This window comes from Paenibacillus sp. FSL P2-0121 (genome assembly GCF_037975345.1).
Lineage (GTDB): Bacteria > Bacillota > Bacilli > Paenibacillales > Paenibacillaceae > Paenibacillus_AQ > Paenibacillus_AQ odorifer.
This window is the reverse complement of record NZ_CP150245.1, coordinates 2,393,662-2,413,308: the sequence shown is the minus strand read 5'-3', so window position 1 is coordinate 2,413,308 and position 19,647 is coordinate 2,393,662. Positions and strand designations below refer to the sequence as shown.

The following is a 19,647-nucleotide window of genomic DNA, read 5'->3' as shown; positions in this document are numbered from 1 at the left end:
TTGGAGTCAGCTCCAAGTTGTATAATGCACACACAAAGCAATCTCCAGGAGGTACAGTATGAAGGCAGAGCAAACGTTTACGATAAAAGAAACCGCCGTGCAAACCGGAATATCCGAGGATACGATCCGCTATTACGAAAAGATCGCGCTGCTTCCCCGGGCAGACCGGAAGGACAACGGGCATCGCGTTTACCGGCAGGAAGACATAGATACAATCCTGCTGCTATCCTGCCTCAAAAAAACAGGCATGCCCTTGCAGGAAATGCAGCCATTTTTGGCGGTCTCCGCCGACGCTGATCCCGCGGATTATCCTGAACTGGTGGAGCATTTAAGAAACCATCGAGAAAACATCGTCAGCCAAATCTCCTCGCTGCAGCAGGTTGTCGATTTTATTGATATGAAGCTGGAACAAAGGAAATATCGCCGAGACTGCTCAGATAAAAGCGAGGACAAATCGAAATCAAAAAACATCTCCCCTGTTGAGATGAGTTATTTTTCTGGATCAGCAAAAATGAATAATTAATGAATTGGAGTTTTTAGGATGAAAGCAATGATCATAAAAAAATACGGGAATTCACCTCTTCAACTAGCCGACATCCCAACACCCGCAGTGGGTGATTACGATGTATTGGCAGAGATCCACGCAGCAAGTATTAATCCTATCGATTTCAAAGTGCGGGATGGCAAAGTACGTACGCTGTTGAAAAATACAACATGCCCCTAGTTTTAGGAAATGATTTTTCAGGGATTGTCATCCAAGTAGGAAAGAATGTTAAAAAATTCAAGATAGGTGATGAGATTTACGGACGGCCCAGAAAAGATAGAATCGGAACCTTCGCAGAATATATCTCCGTACATGAAGAGGATATAGCTCTCAAACCTCACAATCTTTCCTTTGAGGAAGCTGCATCCATCCCATTAGTCGGGCTTACTTCTTATCAAGCATTACATGATATATTACAGCTAACGGCAGGACAAAAGGTATTGATTCAAGCGGGAGCGGGCGGTGTTGGCACCTTTGCTATCCAACTTGCCAAAACGATGGGGATATACGTGGCTACTACTACAAGCGATGCTGGAGCAGAATTGGTCAAGTCACTTGGAGCCGATCAAATTATGAATTATAAAACCGAAGCATTTGATAAGATTTTACAAAATTATGATGGAGTATTCGATACCATTGGCGGTGAAACATTAGAAAAAGCTTTTAAAACAGTCAAACAAGGAGGACAAATTGTATCGGTTTCAGGGTTGCCTAATGCACGCTTCGGAAAAGAGTATGGCGCTGGGTTCATAAAAACTAATATTTTTCGCTTGATTACCCGGAAGCTGAGCAAATTAGAGGCAAAACACAAGGTCAAATACAGCTTTCTGTTCATGAAACCAAGTGGCAGTCAATTAGAAGTCATTTCAGAGCTTATTGAATCCGGACAAATAAAACCTGTTATTGATCAAGTGTTTCCTTTTTTAGAGGCGCAGAAAGCGATGGAGTATTCTGAATCGGGCAGAGCTAAAGGAAAGATCATATTAAAAATAAAGTGATACAACATTTAAATAAAACGGCAGTCTAAGACTTTATGCTTCTGTCTAGACTACCGTTTTTTACTTGTGTACTCGTTAATTAAATTATCTATTTCCAAAAATCCGTTCCAGCAAAAACAAACTCTTTATCCAGCGTCTCGTCGCCATCTTCAAAGCAATCTGCCCAAGACACACGTTGCTTACTCAAGAGAATTGCATCCTTCACGCCATATTCCTGATAACTAACGGTTTGTTCATTAGCGGTGTTGTCCCAGTTATCCCAGCCAAGTGGATGAATATGTGCACCCAACTGGCAATCTACAAATACGGTTTTAGCATACTCACGCCATGGACGGCCCAGAAACACCGGAGCAATATCAGGAGCTGCTGTTAAAAAGCAATTTTTAAAAATATAACCATACGATTGTCCCTCAGGTGTGGAGGCAGCCGTAATATAACCTGCTTGATTCTCACTATGACACAAGCTGCGAATTTCACATCTGTCAAAATATGCTGTAGCCCCACCAAATATAAAGTCCACTGTTCCCTCTATATAGCAATGCTGATACAACTGCCGATATTGGGCATGGTGTTCTCTCAGTGGTATACCTCCAAACGTAGATCGCTCTTTGGGTGCAGGTGGCAACGGTCCCGTGAACAACGTGTCCTGATACCCTTTTAAAGTACAATTTCTGAATACGGTTTGATCACAATTAGCATACACAGCTACGGCCTGCCCGATATTTTCACCCTGCCCTGCATTATTGGTAATCACCAGATTCTCCAAGACCAGATGGCTCCCGCCCAGAAATAACGTTGGTGTAGAGAATGTATTGATTTCTTCGCCCGCTTCATCACGCTCTTTCGCGTAACGATTCATAACAATCTCCACGTAGCCAATCCCTATGATCGTAAGATTAGAACGATAAATCCGCACTGCCTCTTTATAGACCCCTGACAAAATATAAAGCGTATCCGCTTGACCGGATGGCCCCTGCTCTAGTGAATCTATCGCCTCTTGAATCGTGTGATAAGCGCAAAAGGATTCTTTTCCTACAACAAGCATAGTGGATTCTTTTCCTCTCAATAAATTGATGACTCTCTCTTATGGACTGACATTCTGTTCTTCAGGTGACACTGTAGCTTGTTCTACTAATTTTTCCGGCTTCTTCGTGTTTTTTGATCGACAATTTATGATCTCTACAGCTTCTCCATTTTCAATGTAAAAAGCAGGCCCTTCATGGTTCTCAATCGTCACCTGATGAAATTGAATATCTCTTGCATTCCCGAGGAAAAATCCGCGATTATTCATGTTTTCGATCCCTGTCATCATGTCTGGATGGCCGGGAATTGCATTCTTCGCCATGGAGATGTCCACATTGGTAAACGTAATCTCGGATACATACTGCTCGGCAAGCCCGTATAAGAAACCCGCTGCGGCATGAACATTACGTGCGGTAATATTGGCAAAATGAATGCGTCTAAAACACGGCGTTTCCTCTGTAATCGGATAAGGATTTTTATCCCACACATATTTTTCTTTCCCGCGTGGTCCACAGAAATAATATAGATTTAGAGTAAACGGACAAATAACATCCTCCATTACAATATTGCTGATCCGAATATCTTCAATCGTTCCCCCGCGTCCCCGTCTTGATTTCATCCGGATTCCACGATCGGTTTGTTTAAACACACAATTACTAATCGTGACATTACGAATATCTCCACTCATTTCACTACCGAGTACGACACCCCCGTGTCCATGTACCATAGTGCAGTTGGTGATCGTGATATTCTCACAAGGAACTCGTTCTTTGGTGTCCTCAGTTCCTGCCTTGATCGCAATGCAGTCATCACCGACATCAATATTGCAATTGCTAATTCGCACATTGGTGCAAGACTCTGGATTAATGCCATCTGTATTCGGAGAGTCGGCCGGGTTCAGAATGGAAATATTATCAATAGTCACATTGTAACAGCCTATCGGATTAACGGTCCAGCTTGGAGAATTGACCAGCGCGATATCTTTAAGGGTTACCCGCTGACAGCTGTCCAAGCCGATTAGAGTCGGCCGGGGATACTGCAGCTCTTCCCGGCGGTTCCGAAACTTCTCCCACCAGAGTTCACCATTTCCGTTAATCATTCCGCTGCCAGTGATTGATACATTAACTAACTCTCTTCCATAAATACAAGGTGAATGAACCTGCTGCTTCACTCCTTCCCATCTGCATTCCACTGCAGGGTAATCCTCCGGGTTCGTACTGAATGAAAGAATGGCACCAGGATTTAAATTCAATTCGATATTGCTTTTCATATGAATTGCACCGGTTAAGAACGTACCAGCCGGTACATAAACGGTTCCTCCACCGGCTTTATTTGCCGCTTCAATCGCACGCGTTATCGCTTCCGTCGCTAACTTTTTACTATTCTTAAGCGCTCCAAAATCCTCAATATTGTAGATCAACATTCATATCCCCCCTGTTCTATATCAGATCCAGCCTCTTAATTGTTCATATTCCACACAAGCCTGTAGGAAAGCACCCACACCTTTTTGGTCGTTAGTGACAATAGGCTCGCTAATGTAATAAGCGAAAGTACCGTCACGTTGGTCCACTCCACCTAATCCGGCTACTTGGCAATTCTTATTTAAATTGACCCATTCTTCTTTGGTTTCTAGTACAAACTCCGAGATAAGTCCTTGTTGAGCCAGATCTAATGTTTCGTACCATCCAGCGTTTAACACGCCTAATCGGATACCTTTAGCCATGGCATACACGATCATACTTGAAGCAGAGGCCTCAAGATAATTTCCTTTGCGTTCCCCTAGATTCATCACTTGATACCAGACCCCGGATTCCTTATCCTGATATGTCTTCACCGCAGTTAAGGTATCATTTAGTATTCGTACCAGCTCTGGATAATCTGAGTGCTCACTAGGCAGCAATTCCAGAACATCAACTAAAGCCATGAGATACCAGCCAAGTGAACGGGCCCAAAAGTTAGGCGAAAGTCCTGTTTCAGGGTCGCACCAAGGTTGAATACGCTGTTCATCCCATGCATGATATAGCAGACCTGTTACCGGATCTTTCGTATGCTTCTCACACAAGATAAATTGTTTGGTTACATCCTCAAGTCCCTGCCCTTCTTCAAAAGCTAGCAAGTAGGCTAAATAAAAAGGAGCGCCCATATAAAGTCCATCTAACCAAATCTGATAGGGATATATATTTTTATGCCAAAAAGCACCTTCCGAGGTTCGCGGATGGGTCTCAAGTTGCTTTCTAAGTAAAGCAGCCGCTTTTTTGTATTTTTCTTGCTTCGTTTCTTTATATAGAGTCAATAATAATTTTCCGTTGTTAATATGATCGATATTATACTCCTCTAGGTGGTAGCCCTTGACACTGCCATCTTCCTGAATAAAGTAGTCCATATTATCTTGAATGAACTGCAGATACTTCGAATCAACGGTCTGCTTCCAAAGCCATTCAAAACCGTTCAATACCACGCCATAATCGTAGGTCCAGCTTCCTTTGTAGCCTTTATCTTCATAAAGCTTCGGTGTCCGCGCCATAATAGAGTCTGCCGTTTGAATTGCCCACTGTGATTTCTTCATCCCAACCCCCAAAATATTTATAAATTTAAGAGCTCAAAAACTAAAAATAGGTTCAGCCGATTTAAGGATTCTTTGCACATAAAATAATACGACTTGATTCTCCGAAATCTCAGAGAATCAAGTCATTGTTTAGTAAGGATACGGAGCGATTCACTCTTGAAGCATTGACTGTATTTCAACACAAGCCATCACCAATGCGCCCACACCATGCAGATCATTTTTAACCTTAGGCCGAGTCACGTAACTCTCGTAATCTCCAGCTGAGGTACCGATACAAATGTCCGGCAGAACTAATCGGTTATGCTCATCCCACTGGATTACTTTGGTTAACCCTTCATATCCTTTTTTAGCGGCAGCTGTAGCGATAGTCACGTCACTTACAACGCCATGCTTCACGGCTTTGGCAATCGTATAGACGAACAAACATGACCCTGAAGTCTCCAGCCAATTATCTGGCTCATGTCCCTTATCTACGACTTGATACCAAAGTCCACTTTTTTGATCTTGGTAACGAATAAGTGCATCCACAAAATCTCTCAGCGTAGTAGAAAGCTCTGTCCGGGCTGAATCATGGGAAGGTAACAGATCCAGAAATTGCGATAAGGCGAGACCATACCATCCTAATGATCGGCTCCAGAACTCCGGTGAACAACCCGTCTCCGGATTCGACCAAGGCATCCGCCGGCTCTCATCCCAGGCATGGTATAACAAACCCGTTGTCTCATCCTTCATATGCTTGCGCATTAACATTTCCTGATGAAGGACCGTTTCACGCAAGCTTGGTTCATCGTAGACATTCGCATATTTCAAGGAGAATACGCCTGCCATATAAAGTCCATCCAACCACATTTGGTTGGCGTACTTATCCTTGTGCCAATACCCGCCCTCAGAGGTTTTATTTAGTGTGAGCAGTAAATTCCTTAGCTTCTCTGCTGCAATACGATACTTAAGTTTGCCTGTCCGTTCATAAAGAGTGAATAGTAGCTGTCCTGCTTGAACCGCATCCAGCTCATCACGTGCAAAATAAAAGTTCCCGTATTCATCCACCAAATCATCTACATATTCCTGAATATAGTTGATATAACGGTCTTCTTGATAAGCATTCCACAAAAGCTCCATGCCACACAGAAATACACCCTGATGATAGTGCCATCGATGCGCGGGGGGAAGCTCTCCCGCCCTGTAAGTATCCATTAGTGAATCGCAAGCTTTTTTTGCCCACTCTATCGGCGTTGTAGGTATCTGTACAGTCATCTCGAAGCTCCTCCCCTAAGTATAGTCTCTCTCTTTCTTGCTAGCCCTTCATAGAACCCAACATGGCACCTTTGGCAAAATGCTTTTGCAGGAACGGATACACACAAACTATTGGTAAGGTAGCTACAACGATAACAGCCATTTTAATTGATTGATCTGGCGGTGGAACAGCAGCATCCAGTGTAGCGCTGTGATCCATACCGCTGGCAAGGACGACAATTTGTCTGAGCAGAACCTGTATTGGCCATTTCGCACTATCATTCAAATACAGAATCGCATTCATGTAGGTATTCCAATACGTTACCGCATAGAACAATCCGATCGTCGCTAACGCAGGTAAGGATAGTGGCAATACAATCCGAAATAATATTCCAAAATCATTACAACCATCAATTTTGGCCGATTCCTCCAAACCTTCAGGTATATTTTGGAAAAAGTTTCTCAAAATGATCATATTAAAGGCACTAATCGCTGACGGTAGAATCAGTGAGGCGTACGTGTCAATTAGTCCTAATTCCTTCACCACGAGGAACGTTGGAATCATCCCACCATGAAAAAGCATGGTGAACACAACCATGAAGTTAACCACTTTACGACCATCCAGATCTTTTCTGGTAAGAGCGTAGGCCATCAAAGAAGTTATAAACAAACTAAAAATAGAACCAATTGCCGTGACACCAATGGAAACACCCATGGCTTTAAATATTGTATTCGTCGAAAAGATGAACTTGTACGCTTCCAGACTCCATACCTTTGGAATCAGTACAAATTTGCTAGAAGCTAGTTCTGCACTCGTTGTGAAAGAGCCTGCTACAACGTGAACAAGGGGAAGCACAGTAATTAAAGCAATGATCGCAAGCAGCGTAAAGTTTATAGCAGAAAAGATTCTACCACTGATTGTTTTATCTTCTACCATTTCGATTCCTCCCACAAAATATCAATAAACGCCTTCTTCTCCCATTTTCTTGGATAATTTATTCACCATCATCACCATTACAAAGCCTACAATCGATTTAAAGAATCCAATAGCTGTACTGTAACTAAACTGCCCCTGTCTCAAACCAGCAGTATATACATACGTATCGATAATTTCCGCAACTTCTCGATTCATGGAGTTAAGTAGCAGATATACATGTTCAAATCCAAGATCAAGAACGGAACCAATTTTCAGAATAAATAATGTAATAATTACACCTCTAATCGCTGGAAGAGTGATATGCCAGACTTGTCTAAGTCTTCCAGCTCCGTCCATACGCGATGCTTCATAAAGCCCTGGGTCAATCGCAGCTATGGAAGCTAGATAAATAATCGTTCCCCAACCTGCTTCTCTCCAAATCACCTGAATAATATACATGGGCCTGAACCACCCTGGATTAAGCAGGAAATTGATTGGTTCAAAGCCAAAATAGACAAGCAGCTCGTTGATAATCCCTCCATCCATCGTGACCATTACATAAGAAATGGAGACGATGATAACCAATGACAGAAAATGGGGCAAATAGAAGATCGTCTGAAAGGTTCTTTTGAAAAAGCTGCCTTGAAGTTCATTTAACATCAGGGCAAGAATAATCGGCATCGGGAAATAGATAAGAATATTTAATCCGAAAAGAATAAGTGTGTTCACTAATATATTTAAGAAATCCGGCTCTGTGAACAACCTGCTGAAATGCTTCATCCCTACCCAGTCACTACCGTTGATCCCTTGATAGGGTTTGTAATCCTGAAATGAGATAATTAATCCGTACATTGGAAGATATTTAAAAATCAAAAAATACAGTACTCCCGGAGTTAGCATGACGTAGAGCCATTTATTTCTCCACAGCCGCTTTTTCAGTTCGCTGCTGCTTTTATAAATTTCAGGCTTAGGATTCATTTGAGGAGCTGAGCTGGGCTGTGCGGTGACTTCCTGCATGATATTCTTCCTTTCTCCTTCTTTATTCAAACACGATATTTCTGAACCCAGTGAGGAATAGAAAAGGTTGTTGAAACAAGATCAACAACCTTTTCAGCTACAATTTGTCGCTTAACTATTCGAGTACGGGTTACTATTTTTTGTATAACGCGTTGTATTCTTCAATAATCTTATCTCCACCACGGCTCTTCCAGTTCTCTACTTCCTTCTCAAATCCAGCCTTGTCAATCTGACCATAAATATATTTATAGGTTGCATCTGTAATAATCTGTTGAAGCTCTACGCCTTTTTCTGTATAGGTAGCCGAATCCATAGCAGCTGTTGGATCCGCTACACCAACTTTGACATTCTCAAGAACCAATTGATCTGCATGAATTCTTCCTGGCAGCGTGTTATAGTTCTCGTACATTCCATTGGTTTCAGCTTCGCCGATAACGCTGTCCTTATATCCCTTTACTTCACGTTCAATCAATTCTTTGTCGTCAGTAGCTTTTGCTTTACCATCTTCAACGGTATAGTGAGTACCTTCAATTCCCCAATACATCAAATTAGCTACTTCTGGGGTCATCATTTGATCAAAGAAAGCAAGAATCTTCTTCAGCTCTGCCTCATCCTTGACAGCAGATTTCGGGAACAAGACAACATTGTTATAGCCTGGAATCATCCATTGAGCATATTTTCCATCTGGACTTGCAACCATACTATGCGCATCCAAAACAGCGTCAGGGTTATTCTTAATAGTATCTTTATTGAGGGAATCAATATCTTGCATGGAGCCCCCAATATAGAGTCCACCCTTTCCAGCCTTAAACATATTTACTGCATCCGTTTTACTGGTGGCAGCGAAATCTTGATTAATGTATCCGCCATCACGAGCTTTTTTGAAAAAATCCATTGTGTCGAAATATTCATCGAAGGTAAATTCAGGCGCTAATTTTCCATCCTTCTCACCCCAGGTATTCGGTGTTCCGAACCAAGACGAAACAGTTTTGAAAGCTCCATAGGTCAACTCATTACGGTCAATAATACCGGTAGTATCTTTCTTTCCATTACCGTCTGGATCTTGTTCTGTGAAGGCTTTAGCCATTTCAAATAATTCATCTACATTAGCTGGTGCAGCAAGTCCTAATTTATCTGCCCAGTCTTTGCGGTAAATGATCCCTTGGCGTGCAAGTGGACGCCCGATATATAGGGTATAAAGCTTGTCATCTACTTTCGTGTTATTAAGAATTTCTGGTTTCAATTTGCTCAAATTCGGAAATTCGCTTAATAGTGGACCGATTTCCCAGAATTGTCCGTCTTTTATCCCTTCTTTCATCTGAATGAAGGTTGTCTGATTCTTCAAATATGTTACTTGCGGCAATGAACCCGTTGCAAAAGATGAATTCAGTTTTTCTTCATAAGTATCAGCCGGAAAAAATTGATAAGTCAGCTTCGTGTTGGTCAATTTCTCAAGTTCATTCTTAATCGTATCAGGCGGAGTCTCTGATGTATTCAATGGAAGCATGATTTTGATTTCTGTAGGTTCCTCTTTAGGTGCTTCAGTCTCTTCCACCTTCGTAGTGTTCTCTGCACTTGTAGTTGGGGCTGCTGCTTCTTCTTTGTTATTGTTGTTACCACCGCATCCAGCTAATAATGTGCTGAATGTTAACAGTGCTGTTAACAACATGGTGAAGGATTTCTTCTTCATACCATTTTGACCTCCATAATTTGTATTGGTTACGAGTTCCACGTTACATCGTCGGCAAGGTTACGAAAACAATCATTTCCCCATAACGGCGCGTTCTGAAAGGGATCTGAGCAAATGATTATCGGGATATCGCAGCACAAAAAAATCCACCGCATTATCCGCAGTGGATCAAAACCTTTTTAACCTATTTACTTTTCTGTCCCAAACTCAGCCTCAGCATATTCCTTAATAATAAGATTGCCTCCACGAGCTCTCCATTTCTCAACCTCTTGCTGGAATCCCTCGACGGTAATATTACCTAATATATAGTTATATGTAGCATCCACAATGATTGTAGATAACTCCATATTCTTCTCATCAAAAGTAGATGAACTCAGAGAAACTGTCGGGTCATCAACCAGAAAAAATTCATTATCTTTACTCAACTGATCTGCTAGAGAGGTTAATTGCTCCTTCTGAGCCACTTCCATAATGTTTTTATTACTAATGTCCGCGATCATTAAAGCATATAGCGGATTCACTTCCTGTACCCGCAGTTGTGAGGTTTCCTCGGGAAGGATAATTTTTCCGCCTTCAAGCTTATAATGCCGCCCCTCAAAGCCATACATCATTATATTGGCTACATCTTTATCCATGGTCCGATCAAAAAATCCAAGCACCTGCCGAAGCTCCTTCTCTGTGGCAATGGACTTTTTGGAAAAGAGATACAGTCCGTTGTAATTGGGGATAGACCACACTTTATATCCATCAGGCCCCTCGATACGATTGATCAGCGTAAGTTCAGCCTTTGGATTGTATGCTTGAGCTTCAATTGACAACCGCTGCACATCAGTCATGCTGCCAATAAACACACCAGCGATACCGTTAATGAATTTATCGCGTTGAACCTCTTTACTGGTAAGAGCAAAGTCCTGATTTATGATTTTTTCATCATATAATTTCTTCATAAAATTCATTGTGTTCATATACTCCGCTGTTACGAATTCCGGAACAAATTGATGATTCTCTAGCTTCCAATTATTTGGTGTGCCAAAATAAGAGCTTAGTGTCTTAAATACACCATAAACAAGATCATTACGATCGACTAATCCAAGGGTATCTTGTTTGCCATTCTGATCCGGATCGTTATATGTAAATTGCCTCATTACTTCATATAGGTCATCTAAGGTCTGTGGATTGCTTAAATGAAGAGTGTCCAGCCAATCCTTACGTATTATGACACCCTGTCTGGAGGAAGGGCGTTCTGTATACAGGCCGTAGATCTTACCACCAACAGCGGTCTGCTTAAGAATAGCGGGGTCCAGTGCTTTAAGATTGGGGAACTCCTGAAGATATGGGCCGATCTCCCAAAATGCTTCAGAACGGATGGCGTTTTTCACCAGATTATAGTCTGAGAACTTCACAAAGGTGACTTTTCCCAAGGAATTAGTGGTCAACGCTGTATTCATTTTATCGGTATAAACACCCTCAGGCACCCACGTGATATCAAGCTCCACCCCTGTTAATCTTTCAATCTCAGCCATAATCTTTTTTGAAGGCTGCTGTGGAAAATGAAGGGGTGCCAAGATGGAGATGCTCGGGCGAGCTTCTTGCAGTACAGAACCAGCTGACTTTCCATCACTGCAAGCGCTTAACATAGGGAAAACAAGCATGAAGAATAAGCAGCAACATAACGTTGCCCTTCTACACAAAAATTGTCTAAACATTTCTACAGCCTCCTAAGGTATTGTAAGGATTTTCACCCTACAGCTTGAAGATTTTCCATTTTGTAGTCATAATTAGGGTTAATGATTATTGCAGAACGAGATGATTATTGTTATTTTCCACCAGGTTTCATACACTAAGAACAAGTGTCTACTTCTACATAAGTAAAGGTGCTGAGTCCCGTGAGACCATTAAGCTTTTTAAGTAAATTAACGATTTTTGCCTTTGTAATTAGCACGTTGCCGGTGATATTCATCGGTTCTTTTTCCTATTTCACATCATCTAATGAGATCCAAAAGAACGTAAACAACAGTAAAATGGAACTTATATTACAAATCACCTCAAATGTAGAACATAAGTTAACAACTGTCAATCAAACATTAAACCAAGTGATCAACTCTAGTGTATTAAAAAAAGCACTAAATAACCCTTTAAATGAAACCGATTTCATTTTATATAATGATTTAAGAAACGAAATCCGCAATATGCAATCCTTCGATACGAAACTTGAGGATGTCATCCTGCTCAATCAGCAGCAGAACTGGATGATCAAAAATTCAGGCGTCTACCGTCTGAATGAATACAAAAACCACGCGCAACTCTCTAATCTAATGAATATAGCTGACGATACTTCATGGATTTTGAATCCATCGTCCTTATTTTATAGCGAGGAGAGCATTAACGTCACTGGCTGTAATTACAGCATCAGTCTTATCAAAAAGCTTCCCACCAATAAGCTGCAAAAATATGGGCTTGCCCTAGCTAATATTCCGGTCTGCAGTCTTCAGGATTTCATTAATTCAGATGTGCAGCCACTCGACGATATTATCGTTCTGGATCAAGCTGGCCGCTTCCTGCTCCATCCGGATACCAGCTTAATCGGAAAACCTAAAGAGCAAGGCGGATTTAAAGAAGTCCCTTTAATCTCTGATCCTTCTAAACAATCCGGACAGTTCAAGACTGTGATCAACAAAAAGAATTACTCCGTCACTTTCATGCGTTCTCAGTTAAATGGCTGGGTTTATCTATCGGTTACTTCCATGGAAAGCTTGACGAAGGAGTCCAATAAAATCGGTATGTTTACGATAATCGTGTGTACCATTATGCTCTTGTTCTCCATTCTTCTGGCCTGGATCGGCTCCAGGCGTATGTACACCCCTATCGAAAGACTGCTTAATCAGATGGGCCAACGCAAACCGGATATTAAATCGAGACATCGCAATGAATTTCAGATTATAGGAGAACAAGTTCATTCTTTGTTCCAATCCAAATCACAGCTGGAAAAAGAAGTCCGGCAACACTTTCAGCAGGTTCGTACGTTTTTTCTGATCAATGCCTTCCACGGCAATGTTAAGAAACGTGATTTACTCGAAGAATTAGGGCAATTCGGTTACCAAACCCAGCTTGAAGAATGGAAAACCATGGCAGTAATTACTTTGTCTATTGATTATGCCGAGGATTCCAGCTATGAGAAAAAAGATCTCAGCCTCTTATTGTTCGCTGCCCACAATATGATCGAAGAGTTAATCTGTCCTGAACAACGGCTGGCTCCAGTGATCATGGACCATGCGGTAGTCGTATTATTGGGCAGTCCAGACTGCGATACCCAGTCTTTTCATAAGACACTGTATTCGTTAACGGAGAAGCTGCAGCAAGAAATAAATAATTATCTAAAGGTGCAGGTGAGTATTGGGCTGAGCCTGCCCTTCAACGCCTTCGATAAACTAGCCATCGCCTACAGAGAAGGTCTTGAAGCACTGAAGCATCGCATTAAGCTTGGCAAAGGCGTTATTATTCAATATGAGAACATTAACTCCGGCAAACATTATCTGAACTTGAACTACCCTACGCATAAAGAAAACGATCTAATGGATGCGATCAAGCTGGCTGAAACGGATAAAGCCAAGGAACTGATTCATTTGCTTTTTAAATCTATCTTTGCCCTTGAGCTTTCACCACAGGAATATCAAATCCCGTTGACCCGCTTACTCAATAACTTGCTCATTATGATGCAGGAATCGGGCATTAGCTTAAATCAGATCTATCATGCTAATGGCTCTATTTTTGAGGAATTACATGACCTTCATACCGTGGCTGAGATTGAGGATTGGTTCTGGAGCATGGTCATTTACCCGATGATCAAAATTTTTATCAGCAGGCAAAATGCCCAATACCAAAACATCTCTGAGAAAATCATTGATCTGATCCAACATGAATATGATACGGATCTAACCTTGGAAGAATGCGCTTCACGGCTGCATTACAACGCCAACTATATCAGCAGTGTCTTCCGTAAGGAGACCCAATACTATTTCAGCGAATATTTAACGATGTACCGATTTAAAATGGCAAAAAAATGGCTGCAGGAAACCGATATGCCGATCAAAGATATCGCAGCCAAATTAAGATACAACAATTCTCAGAATTTCATTCGATCTTTCCGTAAACAGGAAGGGATGACCCCTGGACAGTACCGGGATAACAATACAGGCGCTAAATCCAAACCAACATTTGACGAATCTATGTAAAAATCACAAAATAATCGTTCAAGGCCGAATCTAAAAAAAAAAGAGTCTCTCTTTTTTTCGGAAAATATGTTAACGTGTGCATATAACCATTTAGGGAGGAATTTGAACGCAATGTTGAACTTTCGTCTAAATACTAACCGTGTAGAACAAGATACGATTTCTCAGGAAACCTCACTACTCACCCTCTATCCGCTCGAGACGGATCACCCCCGTCCTTTTATATTGGTATTGCCTGGTGGAGGTTATCAGCACTTAGCCAAACATGAAGGAGAACCTGTGGCTCAATGGCTAAACAGTCTAGGTATTCATGCAGGTGTACTAGATTATCAGGTCGGAGATTTCAACGTCTCTTCTTTGTTAAATGATGTTGAGGAAGCTCTCAAATGGATTAGGGAAGCACCCAAAGCTTGGAATTTGATCTCAGACAAAGTAGGGATGATTGGATTCTCGGCAGGAGGACACTTAGCTTCTATCTTTTCTACCACTAGAGCAGAGAAACCAAACCTTCTTCTATTAGGTTACCCTGTAATCACTTTCCAAGAGCCCCATTCGCACAAGGGAAGCCGGCTACATTTTCTTGGAGACGACCCATCACAAGCGGAGCTTGACTCCTTTTCCTCAGAAGCCCAGGTGGATTCACTCACACCTCCAACCTTTATCTGGACAACAGCGAACGATGCCAGCGTTCCCGTGGAGAATAGTCTGTTGTTCGCCTCTGCCCTGTCTAATCAGGGAATTCCTTTTGAATTACATATCTTTGAAGAAGGGCGGCATGGTTTAGGGCTTGCAAAAGAACACCCTCATTGCCAGCAATGGCTTTCCCTTGCTGAGAATTGGTTAAGGGAACGCCAATACGTTAAAGGAGAAGAAGACCTTATGAGACAACAACTATTTATTGCAGGCGATTCCACTGCGGCCATTAAAGGCGCTGGAGAAAAACCTATGACCGGCTGGGGAGAATACCTGCAAAGTTATTTTCGGACTTCTATTCAAATCCAGAATCGTGCAATTAATGGTCGAAGCACCAAATCGTTCATAACAGACGGCCGCCTCGATGCTATCAGAAAAGACTTCCAACCCGGCGACTACCTGTTTATTCAATTTGGACATAACGATGAGAAAAAAGAGGATCCATTACGTTACACCGATCCTGAAACCGAATATCGCCATAATCTCATTCAATATATAGATGCTGCTAGGCAGCTAGGGGGGACTCCGGTTCTGTTAACCTCTGTAAGTCGCCGCCGCTTTAACGCCGATGGAGAGCTGGACCCGTTTGCTGTAGGTGCTTATCCCGAGGTAATGAGACAAGTGGCTGAAGAAACGCACACTCCGCTACTTGATATTTTCGCAGCCTCGCAAGCGCTCTATCGTTCATTAGGCGAAGAGGAATCCAAGAAGTTATTCATGCATTTGCCAGCGAAAACACATCCCAATTACCCAAATGGGGTTACGGATGATACTCATTTCTCAGATGAAGGTGCCCGGGAAATTGCTAAACTTGTGGTTCAAGCTCTTAAACAAAATACAGCCTCATCTCTATCAAACTTACAACAACTTTTATAAGGAGTGATCCAAGATGTCTCTAATTAAAGAAGTTATTACGGAGTACTATCGTATCCCTTTGCCAGAAATCATGGAGGATGCTAAACATGGCTTGCATACTCATTTTGAAGTTCCCATTGTCAAAATTAGAACGGATGACGGTCGTGAAGGTGTAGGTTATACCTATACTGGCGGATTTGGCGGCAAAGCGATCTGCTCACTAATTGCTAATGAATTAACACATATCTTAGTTGGCAAAGACGCCAGCTGTGTGGAAAGTATCTGGGAGCAGATGAACTGGGGAATACATTATGTTGCTCGCGGGGGCTTGGCTAGCTTCGCCATTGCGGCATGTGACATTGCGTTATGGGATTTACGTGCAAAGAAAGCAGATGAACCTCTCTACAAACTTCTGGGTGGCGCAAGCAATGAGGTCAAATGTTATGGTGGAGCGATTGATTTAAACTTCCCATTAGAAAAGCTCCTGCGCAACAATCAAAAATACTTAGATATGGGCCTCCAGGCTGTCAAAATTAAACTAGGCCAAAAAACATTAGCTGAAGATGTGGAACGAGTGGCTGCGGTACGCCAATTGGTCGGCCCGGATGTAGCCTTTATGGTCGATGCCAATATGAGCTGGAGTGTGGAAAAAGCGATAAAAGCCGCACGTGAATTTTTGAAATACGACATTCTCTTCCTAGAAGAACCAACGATTCCGGAGGATTATGCCGGCTATGCACGGATTGCTGAAGAAACAGGAATGGCCGTTGCAGGCGGAGAGAACTTGCGCACATTAACCGAATTCCATCACATGCTGCAATATGGTCATGTTGATTTTCCTCAACCTGATGCTTCCAATATAGGCGGAATTACGGGCTGGTTAAAGGTAGCTCACTTAACACAAGCCTATAACCTTTCCGTTTCCACACATGGAATGCAGGAATTGCACGTTAGTTTGTTAGCAGCTATGCCAAATGCAGGTTATCTCGAAATGCATAGCTTCCCTATCGATCAATACACTACACGTCCGCTAGTGATTAATAAAGACAATGGGATGGCAGTTGCGCCAGAAGTAACGGGCACTGGTGTTACCTTTGACTGGGACAAATTAGCACCTCACAAACAACAATACTAATAGGAGCGATCGGTCATATGAGCATTCCCCTTCAACTAGGTGTTCGAGCACATGATTTCCCACAAGTTCCATTGCAAGAGTTAATTGAGAAGATTAAGTCCTATCATTTCACTCATATCCAGTTCGCACTTAAGAAATCTTTTCCTGATAGTGCCCCTAGCCTGACGGCTATAAGCCCTGGAACAGCCAGCTATTATGGCAATGCCTTTAGACAGGCAGGTATTCAGATTGCGGTTCTGGGCTGCTATGTAAATATTGTAGACACCGATCCTCACAAACGGGCGCAAGCGTTAGCCGCGTTTAATACCCATCTGCGCTTGGCCAGAGATTTCGGCGCTAGTCTGGTAGGTACGGAAACCGGAAGTGTGGGACTTGGGTATACCACAGATAATTTTACAGAAGAAGCCTTCCAAGAGGTGGTGGCATCAGTTAAGGCCATGGTGGCGGAGGCCGAACGTTTTGGTGTGACGGTAGGAATCGAAGCAGGACTTCATCATCCGCTGTACACCGCGCCCTTAACCCGCCGACTTCTGGATGAAGTCCCTTCTAACAATCTTCAGGTCATATTGGATTGCGCAAATCTAATGTCGCCTACAAATTACTTGCATCAAGAAGCTATTATTACGGAGGCTTTGAAGCTTCTAGGAAATCGAATTGCTGTCATTCATTTAAAAGACTTTATCGTCCAAGAAGGAGCCATAAAAATAGTCCCTGTAGGTCAAGGGTGGCTAGAGTTTGAGCCGATCCTTCGTTATATGAAATATGAACGTCCTCATATTCAAGGAATCCTGGAAAGCACTCCTGAGTCACATTTAGGAGAAAGCATTACCTTTTTGCAACAGATATACGAATCCTTGTAGGGCTTCATCCCATTAAAACTAATAAATCCACTGCACACCTCTTTATCTTACCTGGTGCAGTGGATTTTTATATTCTGTTTAACATCCGTTTGACCTCCATCAAATAATCTCCTGTTATGATCAGGGCATCAAGAGTACCTGGGAGGGGTTCCATGCGTCTTGCTTTATTCACGGACACATTTCTTCCGCAAACCAACGGAGTTTCACGTACGCTTCAACGATTAACCACCCATTTGAAAGAGCGCGGTATTGAACATCTGCTTTTCTCACCAAAATCTGCTCCTGAAGACAGTTATGCCGATCCCATACGTCCCATTACCAGCATCCCCTTTTTCTTATACCCTGAATGTAGACTCGCACTGCCCAATATGTCCTCTATCCAATCAGAGCTGAAAGCTTTTCGTCCCGATCTGCTTCATATGGCAACTCCGTTCAATATCGGTCTCTGCGGCCTTCGTTATGCGCGCAAACATGATCTGCCCCATGTCGCCTCCTATCATACCCATTTTGACCGCTATCTTGAATATTACCGGATGAAAAAAATCGCTCCGCTCTATTGGAAATACATGAAGTGGTTTCACCGCTCCTGTGATGCCACCTTTGCACCATCCTACGAAACCCTCGATTCCCTCCAAGCTCAAGGCTTTCATCGCCTGAAGCTATGGTCCAGAGGCATCGACTGCCAGCAGTATACCCCCAAAAAACGCAGCCATGAGGTCCGTGAGCGCTACGGAATTACCGCACCGTTACTGCTTCTATATGTGGGAAGAATCGCCCCTGAAAAAGATATACAGACGCTTGCTCTCGCCATGCAGCAATTGCCCGAATCTACGCAATCTCAGGTTCATTGGCTGGTCGTTGGAGATGGTCCCCTTCTGCCGGAAATGCGGGCACAGGCGCCGCATAATGTCACGTTTACAGGCTATAAACATGGTGACGAGCTTGCCCAATTATATGCCTCCGCAGATCTGTTCATCTTCCCTTCCAGTACAGAAACCTTCGGTAATGTTGTCTTAGAGGCTATGGCCTCAGGACTGCCTGTCCTCGCAGTAAATGAAGGTGGGGTGAAGGATCTGGTCACACCCGGCCGCACAGGAATGATTGTCGAGCCCCGCTGCCCGGATGCTTTTATTCGTGAGATTTGTGCATATGTAGAGCACCCTCAAAAGCTAGCTGCTATGGGGCATGAAGGTCGACAGCTGGCACTCGGCCGCTCTTGGGAGAATATTTTTGATGGACTCATCCGCGATTATGAAGAGATCATTGAGAATAGGCGTTATGATCTTATACCGGCTTTACTACCATTAATATAATAATGACGATAGTAAGTACATGAACCGCCGCTTCTAGCGGAGCGATCTTGTTCATAGCGGTAGTGTAACCATCAGGAATTTCTTCCCCTTCGCTGGTCATTACGAGCTGGGTTAGCTTTTTCAATCGGGGCTCAACCATTCCAATAATAATCACTTCGATCACGATAAAAAATAATAACGACAGATTTAACCACAACACCGACAAGCCCATTTTATCTATGATCATTAACAAAATACCTGTAACGATCAGGGTGATCCCACCTGTCTTAGGGAATCTGTTTATTTTCTTCATAAGACCAAATACAAAACGAAGCTGACTGCCTGTCTTGGCTGAGCTTGTCAGTATTGGCAGCACAAAAGCTGGTCCAATTCCCACTATGGATGCTATAACATGTATAACTACCACAAGCTTTGAGATCATATGCGTCAAATCCATATTTACAATCCCCCCTATCATTCGTTGTTTAGATTCATATGAGGCTGATAGGAGAATTAGTCTTGCAGAATCCTTTAAATCTTAGATAATCTTAAAAAAGCGCCTAGCCGGATATTACCGACTTAGGCGCTTTTTTAAC

15 protein-coding genes and 1 pseudogene are annotated in these 19,647 nt (G+C 42.6%); 7 read left to right on the top strand and 9 right to left on the bottom strand.

The window, feature by feature from the left end:
• Positions 1-58 precede the first annotated feature (58 nt).
• Both MKY54_RS10470 and MKY54_RS10465 read left to right on the top strand, forming a co-directional pair.
• Positions 59-523, top strand: coding sequence for a MerR family transcriptional regulator (locus MKY54_RS10470; protein ID WP_076278599.1), 465 nt, complete (start codon positions 59-61; stop codon positions 521-523).
• Positions 524-541: 18 nt separating this feature from the next.
• A pseudogene (locus MKY54_RS10465) lies at positions 542-1,542 on the top strand (NADP-dependent oxidoreductase).
• Positions 1,543-1,630: 88 nt separating this feature from the next.
• Here MKY54_RS10465 and MKY54_RS10460 read toward each other — a convergent pair.
• The 8 genes from MKY54_RS10460 to MKY54_RS10425 all read right to left on the bottom strand — a co-directional run bounded on the left by MKY54_RS10460 (position 1,631) and on the right by MKY54_RS10425 (position 11,693).
• A complete protein-coding gene (locus MKY54_RS10460) occupies positions 1,631-2,587 on the bottom strand; it encodes a pectinesterase family protein (protein ID WP_076218533.1) in 957 nt (318 codons plus the stop codon).
• A gap of 39 nt (positions 2,588-2,626) precedes the next feature.
• Positions 2,627-3,988 (bottom strand): glycoside hydrolase family 28 protein, encoded by a 1,362-nt coding sequence (locus MKY54_RS10455; RefSeq protein ID WP_339190406.1) that lies wholly within the window; start codon positions 3,986-3,988, stop codon positions 2,627-2,629.
• Between the two features lie 21 nt (positions 3,989-4,009).
• Positions 4,010-5,131, bottom strand: coding sequence for a glycoside hydrolase family 88 protein (locus MKY54_RS10450; protein WP_339190404.1), 1,122 nt, complete (start codon positions 5,129-5,131; stop codon positions 4,010-4,012).
• Positions 5,132-5,281: 150 nt separating this feature from the next.
• Entirely contained in the window at positions 5,282-6,385 is a 1,104-nt protein-coding gene (locus tag MKY54_RS10445) for a glycoside hydrolase family 88 protein (protein ID WP_076124980.1), read from the bottom strand.
• 40 nt (positions 6,386-6,425) lie between these two features.
• Positions 6,426-7,301: a carbohydrate ABC transporter permease gene (locus MKY54_RS10440; RefSeq protein WP_036679255.1), complete on the bottom strand. Its 876-nt coding sequence runs from the start codon at positions 7,299-7,301 to the stop codon at positions 6,426-6,428.
• A gap of 21 nt (positions 7,302-7,322) precedes the next feature.
• The gene (locus MKY54_RS10435) at positions 7,323-8,297 is read right to left on the bottom strand and encodes a sugar ABC transporter permease (protein WP_036679252.1); all 975 of its coding nucleotides are present in this window, start codon (positions 8,295-8,297) and stop codon (positions 7,323-7,325) included.
• A 133-nt stretch (positions 8,298-8,430) separates the two neighbouring features.
• Positions 8,431-9,987 (bottom strand): extracellular solute-binding protein, encoded by a 1,557-nt coding sequence (locus tag MKY54_RS10430; RefSeq protein ID WP_339190402.1) that lies wholly within the window; start codon positions 9,985-9,987, stop codon positions 8,431-8,433.
• A gap of 188 nt (positions 9,988-10,175) precedes the next feature.
• On the bottom strand, positions 10,176-11,693 hold the full coding sequence (locus MKY54_RS10425) for an extracellular solute-binding protein (protein WP_339190400.1): 1,518 nt from the start codon (positions 11,691-11,693) through the stop codon (positions 10,176-10,178).
• 180 nt (positions 11,694-11,873) lie between these two features.
• Between MKY54_RS10425 and MKY54_RS10420 the strand changes: the two genes are divergently transcribed.
• The 5 genes from MKY54_RS10420 to MKY54_RS10400 all read left to right on the top strand — a co-directional run bounded on the left by MKY54_RS10420 (position 11,874) and on the right by MKY54_RS10400 (position 19,072).
• Positions 11,874-14,219, top strand: a complete 2,346-nt coding sequence (locus MKY54_RS10420; RefSeq protein ID WP_339190398.1) for an AraC family transcriptional regulator — start codon at positions 11,874-11,876, stop codon at positions 14,217-14,219.
• A 111-nt stretch (positions 14,220-14,330) separates the two neighbouring features.
• On the top strand, positions 14,331-15,785 hold the full coding sequence (locus MKY54_RS10415; RefSeq protein WP_339190396.1) for a GDSL-type esterase/lipase family protein: 1,455 nt from the start codon (positions 14,331-14,333) through the stop codon (positions 15,783-15,785).
• A gap of 13 nt (positions 15,786-15,798) precedes the next feature.
• The gene (locus MKY54_RS10410) at positions 15,799-16,899 is read left to right on the top strand and encodes a mandelate racemase/muconate lactonizing enzyme family protein (protein ID WP_076124972.1); all 1,101 of its coding nucleotides are present in this window, start codon (positions 15,799-15,801) and stop codon (positions 16,897-16,899) included.
• 17 nt (positions 16,900-16,916) lie between these two features.
• The gene (locus tag MKY54_RS10405; RefSeq protein ID WP_339190394.1) at positions 16,917-17,759 is read left to right on the top strand and encodes a sugar phosphate isomerase/epimerase; all 843 of its coding nucleotides are present in this window, start codon (positions 16,917-16,919) and stop codon (positions 17,757-17,759) included.
• Between the two features lie 152 nt (positions 17,760-17,911).
• Positions 17,912-19,072: a glycosyltransferase family 1 protein gene (locus MKY54_RS10400; RefSeq protein WP_076304401.1), complete on the top strand. Its 1,161-nt coding sequence runs from the start codon at positions 17,912-17,914 to the stop codon at positions 19,070-19,072.
• On the opposite strand, the gene MKY54_RS10395 is transcribed toward MKY54_RS10400, so the two are convergent.
• On the bottom strand, positions 19,044-19,508 hold the full coding sequence (locus MKY54_RS10395) for a DUF2269 family protein (RefSeq protein ID WP_232061246.1): 465 nt from the start codon (positions 19,506-19,508) through the stop codon (positions 19,044-19,046). The genes MKY54_RS10400 and MKY54_RS10395 overlap by 29 nt on opposite strands.
• Positions 19,509-19,647 lie beyond the last annotated feature (139 nt).

What these genes read in the sequence shown, in the direction of transcription:
- MKY54_RS10470 (WP_076278599.1), top strand. Translation starts at nt 59, where the DNA reads ATGAAGGCAGAGCAAACGTTTACGATAAAAGAAACCGCCGTGCAAACC.
- MKY54_RS10460 (WP_076218533.1), bottom strand. Translation starts at nt 2,587, where the DNA reads ATGCTTGTTGTAGGAAAAGAATCCTTTTGCGCTTATCACACGATTCAA.
- MKY54_RS10455 (WP_339190406.1), bottom strand. Translation starts at nt 3,988, where the DNA reads ATGTTGATCTACAATATTGAGGATTTTGGAGCGCTTAAGAATAGTAAA.
- MKY54_RS10450 (WP_339190404.1), bottom strand. Translation starts at nt 5,131, where the DNA reads ATGAAGAAATCACAGTGGGCAATTCAAACGGCAGACTCTATTATGGCG.
- MKY54_RS10445 (WP_076124980.1), bottom strand. Translation starts at nt 6,385, where the DNA reads ATGACTGTACAGATACCTACAACGCCGATAGAGTGGGCAAAAAAAGCT.
- MKY54_RS10440 (WP_036679255.1), bottom strand. Translation starts at nt 7,301, where the DNA reads ATGGTAGAAGATAAAACAATCAGTGGTAGAATCTTTTCTGCTATAAAC.
- MKY54_RS10435 (WP_036679252.1), bottom strand. Translation starts at nt 8,297, where the DNA reads ATGCAGGAAGTCACCGCACAGCCCAGCTCAGCTCCTCAAATGAATCCT.
- MKY54_RS10430 (WP_339190402.1), bottom strand. Translation starts at nt 9,987, where the DNA reads ATGAAGAAGAAATCCTTCACCATGTTGTTAACAGCACTGTTAACATTC.
- MKY54_RS10425 (WP_339190400.1), bottom strand. Translation starts at nt 11,693, where the DNA reads ATGTTTAGACAATTTTTGTGTAGAAGGGCAACGTTATGTTGCTGCTTA.
- MKY54_RS10415 (WP_339190396.1), top strand. Translation starts at nt 14,331, where the DNA reads ATGTTGAACTTTCGTCTAAATACTAACCGTGTAGAACAAGATACGATT.
- MKY54_RS10410 (WP_076124972.1), top strand. Translation starts at nt 15,799, where the DNA reads ATGTCTCTAATTAAAGAAGTTATTACGGAGTACTATCGTATCCCTTTG.
- MKY54_RS10405 (WP_339190394.1), top strand. Translation starts at nt 16,917, where the DNA reads ATGAGCATTCCCCTTCAACTAGGTGTTCGAGCACATGATTTCCCACAA.
- MKY54_RS10400 (WP_076304401.1), top strand. Translation starts at nt 17,912, where the DNA reads ATGCGTCTTGCTTTATTCACGGACACATTTCTTCCGCAAACCAACGGA.
- MKY54_RS10395 (WP_232061246.1), bottom strand. Translation starts at nt 19,508, where the DNA reads ATGGATTTGACGCATATGATCTCAAAGCTTGTGGTAGTTATACATGTT.